The organism is Nostoc sp. WHI (assembly GCF_015714725.1).
Classification (GTDB): domain Bacteria; phylum Cyanobacteriota; class Cyanobacteriia; order Cyanobacteriales; family Nostocaceae; genus Nostoc.
The window spans coordinates 1-12,942 of record NZ_WBKM01000149.1 but is presented as its reverse complement, the minus strand read 5'-3'; the positions used below and the strand labels follow the sequence as shown (position 1 = coordinate 12,942).

Here is a 12,942-nt window from a genome sequence, read left to right as displayed (position 1 = left end):
CAACTCTAAAAGTTTCGTTACATCCTCTTTAAAATCTGATAATGAATCGGCAAAATTTAGATTTGCATATATGTTTTTCTCCATAAAAGTAGATACTTCCTATTTCAAAACTATTCCTGAAAAGAAATTTTACCTTTTTTATAGTCGCAACAATGTACAGAAACCTCGTTTTTAGCACAGGTTGTGTCTTCTAACGAATATTACTCAGGTCATTGTATTAAATGTTTAATATGTACGTAAGAGTTTATTAGCGATCGCTCTCCAGGTGGGGTTATCTCACAAAATCGCATTGCTCCCGAGCGCAATTGGGGTGTGGTCAGATTTGCAGAAGTTCAGGTAGTGCGTCATCCTTGGAGTTGTTGTAAGGCGATCGCTCAAATCATCGCTCGGTTGACTGGAGATGATAGTGTATTCATATTATTGCAAAAATTAGCTGATGTTCCTTTACAAAAACAGTGGACAAAGCGTGAGGCTAGGCTGATGGCTAAGAACAATTATCGTCAGTCTTATTTACCAAAAATGGGAAAGTAAAACTAGAGATAGTACCTTCAATACTCATCTTTAATAGTCATATAGTCTCCCCAGAATAGGGCTACCGTGTACACACAAGTCTTTGAGAGTTGCCTCACACCATTTTAATCCTGGTACAAAGATATGTGTACACGGTAGATTATGGGTAGAGAATTGGAAGGGTGTTACATCGCTTTTGTCAACCTCGCGTTAACTAATCTTTTTGGTTTTTTTACGCACTGTTTGTTTGATTTGCGGTGTGACTTCCACTCACGAATGCTCATAGCGATAGAGCCAAAATCCCGACTGGCAAAGGCTGTTGTTTTATTCGCACTGTGCCAAATTGTATCTGCCTCAGTTGGTTCGAGTGGAGGTGTACAGCGATCGCAATATCGGTCAAATAGTTGGCGTGGTTGGGGATAATAAGCGATTCCGTGTCTAGTGAGTAAATTAGATGTACCCAGTAGGTTACGAGCTAATTTGTAGCCAGAATTGTTTCTGTTTCCCTCAGATTCGCCATAAGTCAGTAAAGTGCGATCGCTCAAAGTTAAACAGATAGACAAAGGAACAGATACTCCGCTAGCGCGTAGTTGTTTAAGAGATGAGCAATTATCTCTGGTTGTAGCCTGTGTTACTGTCCCTCGTCGGCAATGTAAGGTTGGGCGAGGTGCAGTAATAGAACGTTGTAGTAGCGCTGTTTGTGGGTCGATAACTTCTCCATTTTTCGCTCTTGTGAGAAGTTGCACCCACTTGCGCCAACGTTGCTCAGAAAGTTCGTAGCGAAATAAGGCTGTAGAATCAAATGCGGTTTCTAGTTCTTCCACATTGTAATGACAGTTTGACCAATGCTCTAGGGTAATGGGGATGGTTGCACTCAATATTCCATCCACCACCCGTCTGCGAACCATACCTGGCAGTCTCATGGAACGAGCCAAATTACAAATGGCTGGGTCTGCGTTTTGGATAATCGTCAGTTGGCGATTGAGGTACAGCCATTCAGCAGGATTCAAAAAATGGCTGCATTTAAAGTAAACGTGCAGGGATTTCCCACCTGTGTAAACTACGGCGGCGGGTTCCAAGTTGATTTCATCCTTTAGCCGAACTATAGCTTGTCGCTGCTCACTCAATACCAAATCATCAATTTCGTAGAATAAACATTGGCATTGACTAACGTGCTGATTGCTGATTCCCTTGTCTGGTTGGTTGGGGTAAAAGCTGACTGTGGCACCAAGATATGACATTTTAAATGCCAATGCCCAACCATCAGCATATCGTTTAGGTGTCAGTCGCCAGCAGGTGTTGCCCTGTTTGTCTCGACCTCCTTTCGTGCAGCAGTAGAGTTGAAATCCTTGCTGGGTGATTTTACCGCAGAGAATGTAGTGGGAGTAGACAAATTGACCATTGCGGTAGTAGTTATTCCAGTTTTGAGGTATCATTTCTGTAGGCAAGTCCCAAGAAATCCTCAGCCAAATTTTGGTTCCGGTGGTAAAGCCTATTTGTCTAAGAAATTTAATGGTTGTTTGTCTGGGATTGAAGGTCATGGCACTTACACCTAGAGTGTTTATCCCTCTCTAAGTGGCGTTAGCTGCACTAGAACCAACTTTTCCACATTTTACTTACATAAATTTTCGCCTGAAACCTTTGATTGGCTTGGGTCACTCAGAAAAATTAGATTTGCTGCTGATGAGCAATAAGTTCCTCTAGTTCAGTTATTCTCGCTTGCAATGCCGCCACTTCTTGTTCAGAATAGCGAATAGGAATGTGCTGTGGACAGTTCCAATTCCAAGCTTCAATGTGAAACAGAATCACTCGTTCCACTTCTGCTTCATAGTTAGGAAGTTTCAGGCTTTCAATTAGTTCACTATCATCTTCTACATACATAGCCCGCCCCCAAATTTTCAACCGTCGGCGATGGCGATAATCCATCAAAAACAAAAAAGCTTTGTCATTTTCGTCAAGATTACCAACGGTAACATATTGAACATTGCCTTTGAAGTCAGCAAATCCTAAAGTCTTTTCATCTATAGCTTTCAAAAACCCAGGTTGTCCACCACGAAATTGAATGTATGGATAACCATTAGAACCGACGGTTCCTAAATAAAAACCATCCATTTGGGCGATAAATTCCTCAATTTCTGGTGTGATGGTATCGTTAGAAGGCCCATTTTGTTCAAATCGAGCATAGGTCTCCCGTGAGCCACGTTGTTCTTGAGCAACTTTGACAGCAGGCGTGAAAGCAATTTGCGTAAATTTACGTGCCATATAACTCTTTATTTTTACATATCTAAAAACAGGGGAAGATAGAGAAAAGACAGGGGAGCAGAGAAGGGAAAAAATTCCTCTGACTCTCTACCTTCTCCATCTAAACTGGGTGTTATTTGCCTATACCAAGGCAGGTGCTGCAATTCCTTGCATTCCTATAAAACCGGGAAGGGTCTTAACTCGCTCAATCCATGCCAGAATATGAGGATAAGAGTCAAGAGCAATTTTGCCATCTGGTGCTAAGGCAACATAGGGGAATACTGCTATATCTGCAATAGTTATCCGCTCGAACTCTAACCATTGGCGATCGCGCAAATGTTGGTTAAGTTGTGTAAGAATAAACTCTGCTTTTTGGTTAGCTCTGTCAATATCAATACTGGTGGCATTAAACAGATAGTACAAACGAGCCGATTCTGGCCCCTGACGCACTTCACCCGCAGTTGTAGATAGCCAACGTACAACCTGACTAAGTGAGACAGCATCCAGTGGCAACCATTGTTCACCACCATAAAAACGAGCCAAATAAACCAAAATTGCCTGTGCGTCTTTTATAATTGTGTCGCCATCCACTAATACAGGAACTTGACCGAAGGGATTAAGCGACTGAAATTCAGAGGCTTTGTGTTCCCCCTTCAGCAAATCGACCTTAATCCATTCATGTTCAATGCCCAATAGTGATAGCAAGAGCTTGACCTTATAGCTGTTACCAGAGAGTTCGTGACCATAAAGCTTAATCATTGGTTAATCCTCAATATTCTGTAAAAAGAAGCACTGTTAAGCTAAAAATTAGCGGTCTAACGGGAATAAGAACGACAGCAATCAGAGATAGTCAGGGCAAGTTGATTTCTCCCGTTGTCAACTGACACCTCTTGCGATTCGAGATGCTGCATAGACATCCCTGCAAATTAAGGAATTAGTACAGTTATTTTATACCAAGCGTTCGGTACAAAATAACTGTACCAATCGTTCGGTATAATGTCAAGAGATGAGATTTCAATTTATGTAAATGGCAAAAGATACTTATATTCCCTGCTTGCTACAACTGTTTCGACAGTATGGTTACGATGGGGCGACTTTATCGAAAATTTCACAAGCGACAGGTTTGGGGAAAGCCAGTCTCTACCATCACTTCCCCGGTGGGAAGGATGAAATGGTGACGGCGGTGTTGGATTTTATGGAATGTTGGTTGGAGGAACACATTTTACAGATACTTCGCGGTGGAGGGGATGCGCTCACTCGGTTGACTAAGATGTGTGAGCAGATTAACGAGCTATATGAAGGCGGACAACTACCCTGTATGTGTGCCATCTTGTTGATGGGGTCAGCACGAGATATCTTTCATACCAAGGTGCAAACACTATTACGAGCCTGGATTGATGAGATAGCAACTGTTTTGAGGGCAGCCGGATTAGATGAGACGCTGGCTCATGAGCGTGGGGAAGATGCTGCTATTGCCATTCAAGGCGCTCTGATTGTGGCGCAGGGTTTGGATGATGTGGCTCCTTTTGTCCGTGTGATGAAACAATTGCCACAACAACTGTGCCAAGATTTGTAGGAGAGTGATTACACAGTTCATCCCAAATATTTGAAAATAGGTCTGTCCGATTCCGTTTTCCCAGGGATTTCAGATCGGGGTGACACTATATATTTACAACATCTACTGGGAAGCGATAGCCATTTGGTATGGCAATGAAAATATTACAGGTGTTGTTCAAATTTTCATCTGAGCGTGTCGGTTCATGAAGCCCTAAATGCTGACAGACAACATCCAAACTACTATCTCGCCGAGAACTTAGCAGCCAAAGTCACCTGCGGGTGCTGGCTGTTCCTTAGTCGATGGGATGGTGTTTCTTTTAATGATAACTGATATCAAAGTTCCCAACCTTGAAGCTCTGGGATTCGGCTTTGGTTGGGTTGCGAGTGATTGTTAGTTAGCATCCCATTCCAACCAGCTTCACCGGGAGAAACTTGTTTGGCTTGGGGTAGTTCAGCCAGTATCTCAGCTATCAAGTCCTCAACTTTCTCATTATCTTTAAAAGCGATGACTACTGTATCGAGCGATCGCAAAAATTCTAAAGGTATTAGCTCGCTATCGCTTACACTCCAATACAATGTAGGTTTGCGCTTTTCTTTGTCAACAGTTGATTCTAAGGCAATGACAGAGAGAACTTCAATCGGGTCACTTAGTAGCACTGCTCTTTCTACTGTGGCATCTGTAGCAATCCAAAAACTACCATTTTTCCTCGCTTCAGAGTTCAGGGGAATAGCGGTGAAGTCACCTGTTGGTTCTAGCTGCTTGGCAAGAGTTGGAAGATCATCGAGTGTGCGTTCCACAAATATTGCTTGACCTGCAAGACTTGCATAGAGCCAACCCTTTTCATACAATTCTGTGAGCAGAGAATTGGGTAAATTATACTGCTGGCTTAAGTTTAGGCGTATTTGCTCCCAGTTTGTTGGTTCTGGTATAGGCAAGGAGTTTGTTTGAGTAACTGCTGGCGTATGATTTTCAACAGCTTCTTCCATAAGTTTTTTGATGCGTTTGTCATCCTGTTTTGAAGGCACTGCTGGTGTGAGATTTTCGACAGCTTCTTCCATAAGTTTTTGGATGCGTTTGTCATCCCGCTTGGGACTGTAGTTTACACCTCGATGCTTTTGTAAACCAGGAAAGGTATATGCTTTACCGAGATGCGTACCACTAAAAGCCACACCATCAAGTTGGTAACTAATGCCTTTGACAATGCCTGTGCGAGTATAACCAACGCGGACATTAATACCTTGTTGTTGCGTTCGCTCTATTAACTCTGGCATAGTGGGATGGTCGTGGGTTGCTTGGTCGAGCGATCGCTGAAGTTTGACCCTAACGCTTTCCTCTCCAGTTATGGCAAGTTGCCTACGTTCACCTGTAGTTGGACTGTGCTTATCTTTTTCCCAACTTGGTTGCACTGATTGCAAATTGTGTTCCTGCTCCAACTTGCGAATTACCGCTTCACTTCTGCGATCATCCCAGCTATCAGAAACTGTAGTCCCATCTAATTGAATGCGACTGGCAGCAATATGTATGTGTTCATGAGTCCGATCAGTATGCCGCACTACGACATATTGGTTCATATCAAAACCCATTGCTTGCAGATACTTTTGGGCGATTTCATCCCAAGTATCATCATCTAAACTCTCCTTATGGGCCAAACTGAGAGAAGCGTGATAAACAGCCCTGCTCACCTTCGGGTTTAATCTTCGAGATATACCAAATTCAGCTGCTAATTCGCGTGGGTTTGTTCCTTCCATATTCCCACCGATTTGTTTTGCTCCATCTTTGCCAAAGAGGTAGTTTAGCAGTCCCCGAAAACTTTTACCTTTAATGTGCTTGCCAATCATCCTTCATCTTGTAAATCAGTGATTAAATCAATTTCAGCAATCTCTCGGCGCACCTGTTTCACCAAATCTCTTACCTGTGACAACAATGCTCTATCTACGACCACAGGTTCTCCCATGAGTACTGAAGTATTGATTGCTTTAGCTATTTGGTTGAGGTTGTTGCCTATTTTCCCCAACTCCCAGTAAGTTTGGCCTGCTACTTTGGTGACACGCCTGGGCAATCTATTTTTCAGAGTCTTGGCACGAAACAACTCACTCATAGTGAGATTATTTTCATCTGCCATTAGCTGTGCTTTCTCGTATTCTGCCAAAGTCAGTCTAATGTCTATCCTGTGTGAGCGTTTTTGTCGCATTGCATTATTGATGCATTAGTCATTAGCTGTTTTAAGTTTGACGACTGCACTATCATTTGTCATTGACCAAGCGGTTACTTACGATTCTGGTTCAATGCCAAGATGCGATGCGAGATAATAGAATGCCCTGCAATAGCTTTGGTTGAGTACTAAGGAAGTCAAGATAACGCTAGGGGCATCTTGGCGAAAGCGAGCGATCGCCTACGGCAAGGCGTAGCCCATCGCGCAATTAAAAAGCTAATCCGCCCAAACCTTGCAGAAATTTTCCAGGCTGAGGTTTTTCGTATCATCTTCCCCTCTGTCACGGTGGTTGACCTACTTAGGTAGGGGAACCGTGAAAGGAGGGCAAGTTTGTTGCCGCACCTGGGGGGTGCGTTTTTTCTACCCAGAAAAAATGTCCGGACAGCAACATAGCTTGCTACTCACCAAAGGTTTTTTTGGGCTACTCGAATCAACTGTTAGATGAATATGTAATGGATCGCTGATGGATTTGTATTGGATCTCTCATGGCATAATCTTTGTCAATTGTTAAGCATTGTTGCAAATAAAAATTATACTTACAATACGTATGTCGTACAAATGGATCTCTATTGGATCAACATTGTCACTGTAATGAATCCGCAATGGCTCATTCGTGGAACTGGCATGGATCTGTTATGGCACACTTTTCTAAATCGAATTTCTTAGCAGAAAAGTAACGACTTAATTAACAGCAGCGAAAAAAGAATAACCAACTGGATAAAATTTGCCTTCAATAAAATGGTCAGTAGAGTGATGTTCACAGCCAATATTTGCATTTAAGTTAAAAGCAGCTTTTATGGATAATCACAACCACAGTCAATGTCAAACCTGATAGTCAGTTTTGACCCTGGTGCTTCCTTGACCAAGATTGTTTACGAACTAGCAACTGAAGGCAAACCATGTTTGATGACAATGGAACCAGAAATGCTGAAGTTGCCTCAAAGTTCGATTGACGCTTATATGTCGAGTCGCAAGGGTCTTGAATCTCCTAAACCAGTAGATGAAGCCTGGGTGTCAAGTCCTGCGGATGGTGATACACAATGTACGGTAGTTGGATTTCTGGCACGCCAGTTTTCAGCATCTGCCAGACTCGATAAGCTCAAGTACGAAACCTCAATTCACAAAGCCTTAGCAGTAATTGGTGCGATCGCTCAACACAACAAATTGCCTAACAGGTTTTCACTATCACTGACCTCACTATTGCCCTATGGTGAATATCAAAATCGCCAAGCATTTGAGCAACAATTGCAATCTGCACTCAAGGATTTTAGGTTTAGGGGTCAAAGGTTGCGGGTGAAGCTGGAGAGATTCGAGTGCTTACCCGAAGGTGCGGGATTGGCAATGATTCGCCAACGCCAGAATGGTAAAAAATGGTTTAACGCCCAAACCATCGCAGTGCTGATGTTCGGGCATCGCAATACCAGCCTTCTATTATTTGAACGGGGCAAAATGACGGCGGGTTACACCAATGGGCTGGGCTTTCACCAAATGGTAAAGCGAGTAATTGAGCGCACATCTGGACAGGATGCCACTGTTTTGACCTCTGCCATCTATGCAGCCGGTTCAGATATCACGGCTGATAACCAAGCAATTCGCGCTCTAGTCAAAAGCAGAGAACCTAAAAACATTGATTATGAATTGCAGATGATTGTTAATGCCATTGCTACTGCTAAAGCTGAGTATTGGTCTAGGCTTTACGATTGGCTGGAATCAACTTTACCTGCGGTGAACGAGGTGATTTTGAGTGGTGGCGCAGCATTGTACTTAGAGCAAGAGTTACAAGATTGTTTTCAAGAAATTTCAACTTATTGGGGTGCTGACTTACAGCAACAGGTACAAGAAGTATTCAAGGATAAAAGTAATGATTATTGCCGTACTTTCCGAGAGCAGGAAGCTTTGTCGTTTAGGTTGATTGATGCGTTTGGTTTGTTTATGCGGTTTAGAGCGCAAATCGAGAAGGTAGCATGACTACAAATAAAAAACAACCCAAAAATAATGACAATAATAGACAGCACAATAGTAGCGGTAGTCGCAGACTGTCTGAAGGAACTGATACTAACAGACAAAGACAATATAAAAATTTGACTCTTCGGCTTCGTGCTTACTCAAATACTGTTGATGCAAAGCTAATTATATATTTGCAAAAAGGAAATGGGGTCAGTACTAGCAAAGAGATGGTATTACAGGCATTACGAATGTGTTGGTTGCCTTTAGCATATCAAGCTCAAGCAAATGCGGATGTACAAATTAGTGATAAAGAGGTGCGTCAGGTAGGTTTAATTTCTTGTCATGCCCTGGAGCAACATTTGGCTTATTTGCGAATGTAACTAGGATTACCACATAAATCAAGTGATGTTTTGCCTGTACCTCTCAGCACTATGACCAATCCTCAAATGCTTGCTAATATGTTCGGTCTAGAAATTGGTAATAGTGGTGGTATTGATGATGAAAATGATAGTAATGCTAGCGCTAAAGGTAAAACTAAAGGCAATGGCAGTAGTAATAGTGAGAACCAGCAAAAACACAAAATAGATTCTGATTCCTTTATTCCTGGAGAGGGTTCTTTCTATGATGAAACAGACGATATGTTTGAAAATATTTAAGTATTTATCAATGCACATTTAGTAAAATTACAAAGGAGATTTAAGATGGCAGCAATTCACTTCATGGATGGTGAAAAAGGTGGAGTTGGCAAGTCTTTGTTTGCACGGGTTATGGTGCAATACTGCATTGACAATAAACTCTCTTATGAATTGGTAGAAGCAGACCAAAGTAATCCAGATGTGGGCGCATTTTACCCAGACAATCATAAAACAGCAGTTTTTAGCGAATCAGAGCGTAAAGCTTACGATGCTGATGAAATTTTTAATTTAGCACTAACAACTTCAGTGATTGTCAATTTACCTGCTCAAGTATACCCAGCAGTAACTGATTGGATTGAGCGTAATCAAATCCTAGAAATTACTGGGAAAAATAAGGTCAAAATATACAAGTGGTTTGTTTGTAGTGGTGGATATGACAGCGTTCAATTATTTATGCAATCTCTCGAACGCTTTGAAAACAAGATTAAGCACATATTTGTACGCAATTGTGGTTTATGCGATGACTGTAAACACGTAGATGGACGTAAGGATTTACAGGATTTAATAAAAGCTCATAAAGTAGCTGTCATCAATTTTCCCAAGTTCAGCTATCGAGAACGAGATATCCTTGATGCCAATCAGATAAATTTTTCTGCGGCTAGAGATTATGGAGAGTTAGGTGTATTGGGTAAGCAGCGATTACACAATTTTCTCAAAAAAGCTTCTGAGGAAATTGATCAAGCTAAAATCTGGAACCTTCCGGCAGCTTCAATTACTTCCCCAACAGAAAAAGTTGATGATGCTAATGTCAACGGCAAGGTTGCTACCAAGAAGTAATCTAATTCAGGAGTGCTGTACATGGATAGCGGGGGGTTTAGCCTGTGCAATTAATTTTACTTTTTTACTCAGGACTCATTACTCAGCACTCAGCACTGTTTCGGTGACATCTCCCACCATCAAATCAAACTACCAAATGAGCGTAGGGTACGAGGGCGTGAATTAGCTAAAAGCAAATATAGATATGAGTAATTCTCACACTGAAGAACTCGATTTAGACGACGAATTTTTGGATTCAGTAGCTGCTAGAGGCAAAGGACTGAGCCAAATTCCTTACCCAACTTTACTAGATTTAGCCATTCGAGGTAAAGATGATTCATTTAAAGCTAGGGTTTGGGAAATAGTAGTCCAAACCGGACTTGACCCTGATGATCCAGCATTTCTGATGATGATTGCTACTGGTAGGCTGCAAGTGCTGTTGGAAGACAATCCCAAAGAAATGGAAGCAATGTTTGACCAGTGGCAAACGCAGCTTTATGACCATCTCCAAACATATGAAAAGGCAGCAGTAAAAGGTCAGCAAAAAGCGATCGCTCAGGCTGTGACGGGATTAATTAGGCGTACTGAATTTGAGCGTGCTATTCATTCAGTTCCCTCTCTAATTGCTGCGGGAATACTGCTATTAATTGCAGCTGGAGTAGGCGGACTGGTAAGTGTAGGTGGAATGTCCTGGTATCAATCTAGTCATCTAGATCCTGCTGGGCCACGCCAACTCACACAAGCCCAAGCCAATGCTTTGGAATGGGCAACCAGTAATGAAGGTAAGTTTGCTCACAACCTAATGCAATGGAACCAAGATTTGCTGAGTCGTGACCAAAACGGTCAACTTACTTGTGCTAAAGATGTCAAGCGTTTGGGGGTAACACTGGAAATTGGAGCAAGTAGCAGAAAAGCCTCATCCGGGTTCTGCACGTTATGGACATCACCTAGCAATCAACGCCAGTTTGTATCTAAACCACGTCAACCTTGAAAACCATAGTTTTTTGGAATTAGAGTAAAGCTCAGAACTCAAGCCATAAAAGAATAATACACTCTCATTAAAAACTCCAGGTTTCAAAATGGGTGGGGTTTAAGTTAAAAAATTAGTTGTCAATTTCTCAATCGTAGAAGAGGATTCAGCAGATGTTTACCTGCAAAGTTAACTGGCTTTGGCTGCTGGTAATAGGAGGTATAGTTACAGCTTGTACCCCTACTACTGTAAATGTCAGTGGTAAGGATGAGAAAAATACGACTCAAGCTCAAGCTCAAACTGTGCCTGATTATCCGCCGATGTATGATGTGGATGTTAAAGTTTGTGGCAACATCATTGCCCCTCTCAAGGATGGAAAACGTTGTGTAAATCAACAATTGCGTTTGTGGAGGCCAGTAGGAGAGGCAAAATTAGTTCGTGCTGGTATTTCTCTACCATCAGTTTCTAGCGTAGAGCATAAATTGGCGATCGCCTCGAAAGGCTGTTATCCTGTTTATTCCCAACCTTCTCAACAACAGTTTTATTGGGCTAATTCCATTATTCAAGTCAACAGGGGAGGAACTGCACCCACAGTCGAAGTCAAGCCAACTCAACTTTCAAACCAGCAGATTAATGAGTTAATGACTAGTAAACTTTCCAGTCGGACAATTACAACATTTGGTGGGGTGGGATGCGAAGCTGCATCTTCGGTAAAATAAAGTTTTTACGGTTGAGGGTGGGTGGGCAAAAAAGTTACCCCACTAAAATGTGGGGCTACTGTGAGAGCCAGCAGATAATTATGAAGCTTCAGCCCATCTAGCTGTACGTTGTTGTTTATGAGCTTTGCGCCGCTCCCGTACTGCATCCAAATCTTTCAGTCCATACAGACGTTTGGCGTATGCTAGTAGTTCATTGATGGGAGTTTCGCTATAATCCTGGCGAAACTGAATATTATGTTCGTTCCAATCAAATTCTTGCTGATTAAAACGTGCTTGAGCAGCAAGTTCTCTGCCTGATTCCTCACGTAAAACTTCCAGTACCATTAATCGCACTTTATCCTGATAACCTATTACTTGATCCAACGCTTTTGTTTGTTGCTGATTACGAGTCATTTGAGTCATTTGATTATCCTTTGATTAACGAATTAATACATCTCACCTAGACAGCATCGACAGATGCCTTCTGAGTTAGAGTTCACTTTTGAGTCTCTTGAATTCAGCAGCAATCGCTGCCTTCAATTCTGTTTATTGAATGCGGGTGGATGGGAAATAGAATGCCCCGAATTAGATAATTCAGGGCATTGTAATTAATCGTCAATTTCTACATCTTCGTCATCTTCATCTTGTTCAAAATCGTCATTTATCAAGTCATCAGAGTTGCTACTTAAACCATTAAGTCCGTCTATGCGTCTAGACCGAGCAGCTTTATGAGAAGCACGTCTATCTCGAATTTCATCAAGATTATTCAAGCCGTAAAGTTTGCGGGCATAATTCACCAGTTCTTTTAATGGTGTATTTACATAGTCCTTACGGAATTGGGAATTGTGTTTGTCCCAATCAAACTCTTGTCCCAGCAATTCTCATTTTGAAATAAATAGGGTATTAATCGCCATTTTGAAATTCAATACGTAGCACAAAATAATTAGTTTTTTAGGGAAAGGCGTAGGCGCAGCGCGCACTTCTCTACAAGACGCTCCGCAAAGGGCAAGCTCAGTGACCACCGCAGGCATCACTAAAAAATAATTGACTACAATTATTAAGTATAAATACTGACATATTTGAGGGATTTGCTTAAAAACGAAGGGTAAATCCAGGAAAGTAGTTCTGTTTTTAGAATATAGAACTTAATTAAAATAACAATTTATAATAGTTATCGAGCTTTGGTAAAATTAGTGAATTGAAAAATATTAATTAGTCAAACTACTCTAAGATGATTCCAAAGGCGACGACCCTAGAAATTCCTGAATTAATCCAATTTCTACGTCAAGAATTACATGACTTACCTGATGAAAGGAAGCCCGGAAATAATACCAGATATCAGGTAAAAGATGCAG

General features: G+C 41.7%; 15 protein-coding genes. 8 read left to right on the top strand and 7 right to left on the bottom strand.

Going from position 1 to position 12,942, the window contains the following annotated elements; all coding sequences use genetic code 11:
- Positions 1-312: 312 nt before the first annotated feature.
- Positions 313-531, top strand: a complete 219-nt coding sequence (locus tag F8S12_RS15885) for a hypothetical protein (protein WP_196517123.1) — start codon at positions 313-315, stop codon at positions 529-531.
- Between the two features lie 164 nt (positions 532-695).
- Here the strand turns inward: F8S12_RS15885 and F8S12_RS15880 are convergent, their stop codons facing one another.
- The 3 genes from F8S12_RS15880 to F8S12_RS15870 form a co-directional block, all read right to left on the bottom strand.
- On the bottom strand, positions 696-2,051 hold the full coding sequence (locus F8S12_RS15880; protein WP_196517122.1) for a hypothetical protein: 1,356 nt from the start codon (positions 2,049-2,051) through the stop codon (positions 696-698).
- A 127-nt stretch (positions 2,052-2,178) separates the two neighbouring features.
- On the bottom strand, positions 2,179-2,772 hold the full coding sequence (locus tag F8S12_RS15875; protein ID WP_196517121.1) for a pyridoxamine 5'-phosphate oxidase family protein: 594 nt from the start codon (positions 2,770-2,772) through the stop codon (positions 2,179-2,181).
- Positions 2,773-2,892: 120 nt separating this feature from the next.
- On the bottom strand, positions 2,893-3,510 hold the full coding sequence (locus F8S12_RS15870; RefSeq protein ID WP_196517120.1) for a glutathione S-transferase family protein: 618 nt from the start codon (positions 3,508-3,510) through the stop codon (positions 2,893-2,895).
- Positions 3,511-3,778: 268 nt separating this feature from the next.
- Here F8S12_RS15870 and F8S12_RS15865 point away from each other — a divergent pair, with 268 nt between their 5' ends.
- Positions 3,779-4,327 carry a TetR/AcrR family transcriptional regulator gene (locus F8S12_RS15865; protein WP_196517119.1) on the top strand — a complete coding sequence of 183 codons (549 nt, stop codon included), beginning with the start codon at positions 3,779-3,781 and terminating at the stop codon, positions 4,325-4,327.
- A 314-nt stretch (positions 4,328-4,641) separates the two neighbouring features.
- Here the strand turns inward: F8S12_RS15865 and F8S12_RS15860 are convergent, their stop codons facing one another.
- On the bottom strand, positions 4,642-6,147 hold the full coding sequence (locus F8S12_RS15860; protein ID WP_196517118.1) for a relaxase/mobilization nuclease domain-containing protein: 1,506 nt from the start codon (positions 6,145-6,147) through the stop codon (positions 4,642-4,644).
- Entirely contained in the window at positions 6,144-6,500 is a 357-nt protein-coding gene (locus tag F8S12_RS15855; protein WP_230968037.1) for a plasmid mobilization protein, read from the bottom strand. Before F8S12_RS15855 ends, F8S12_RS15860 begins: the two co-directional genes overlap by 4 nt.
- A gap of 840 nt (positions 6,501-7,340) precedes the next feature.
- Here F8S12_RS15855 and F8S12_RS15850 point away from each other — a divergent pair.
- The 6 genes from F8S12_RS15850 (at position 7,341) to F8S12_RS15825 (ending at position 11,608) form a co-directional block, all read left to right on the top strand.
- Entirely contained in the window at positions 7,341-8,489 is a 1,149-nt protein-coding gene (locus F8S12_RS15850; protein WP_196517117.1) for a ParM/StbA family protein, read from the top strand.
- Complete coding sequence (locus F8S12_RS15845) at positions 8,486-8,848, top strand: hypothetical protein (RefSeq protein ID WP_196517116.1); 363 nt, start codon at positions 8,486-8,488, stop codon at positions 8,846-8,848. Before F8S12_RS15850 ends, F8S12_RS15845 begins: the two co-directional genes overlap by 4 nt.
- 51 nt (positions 8,849-8,899) lie before the next feature.
- The gene (locus F8S12_RS15840) at positions 8,900-9,124 is read left to right on the top strand and encodes a hypothetical protein (RefSeq protein ID WP_196517115.1); all 225 of its coding nucleotides are present in this window, start codon (positions 8,900-8,902) and stop codon (positions 9,122-9,124) included.
- Positions 9,125-9,169: 45 nt separating this feature from the next.
- A complete protein-coding gene (locus tag F8S12_RS15835) occupies positions 9,170-9,940 on the top strand; it encodes a mobilization protein (protein ID WP_196517114.1) in 771 nt (256 codons plus the stop codon).
- 184 nt (positions 9,941-10,124) lie between these two features.
- Positions 10,125-10,910 carry a DUF6753 family protein gene (locus F8S12_RS15830; protein ID WP_196517113.1) on the top strand — a complete coding sequence of 262 codons (786 nt, stop codon included), beginning with the start codon at positions 10,125-10,127 and terminating at the stop codon, positions 10,908-10,910.
- Positions 10,911-11,062: 152 nt separating this feature from the next.
- A complete protein-coding gene (locus F8S12_RS15825) occupies positions 11,063-11,608 on the top strand; it encodes a hypothetical protein (protein ID WP_196517112.1) in 546 nt (181 codons plus the stop codon).
- Positions 11,609-11,686: 78 nt separating this feature from the next.
- Here the strand turns inward: F8S12_RS15825 and F8S12_RS15820 are convergent, their stop codons facing one another.
- Positions 11,687-12,010, bottom strand: coding sequence for a hypothetical protein (locus tag F8S12_RS15820; protein ID WP_094332201.1), 324 nt, complete (start codon positions 12,008-12,010; stop codon positions 11,687-11,689).
- Between the two features lie 185 nt (positions 12,011-12,195).
- On the bottom strand, positions 12,196-12,465 hold the full coding sequence (locus F8S12_RS15815; protein ID WP_230968036.1) for a hypothetical protein: 270 nt from the start codon (positions 12,463-12,465) through the stop codon (positions 12,196-12,198).
- Positions 12,466-12,942: the final 477 nt, after the last annotated feature.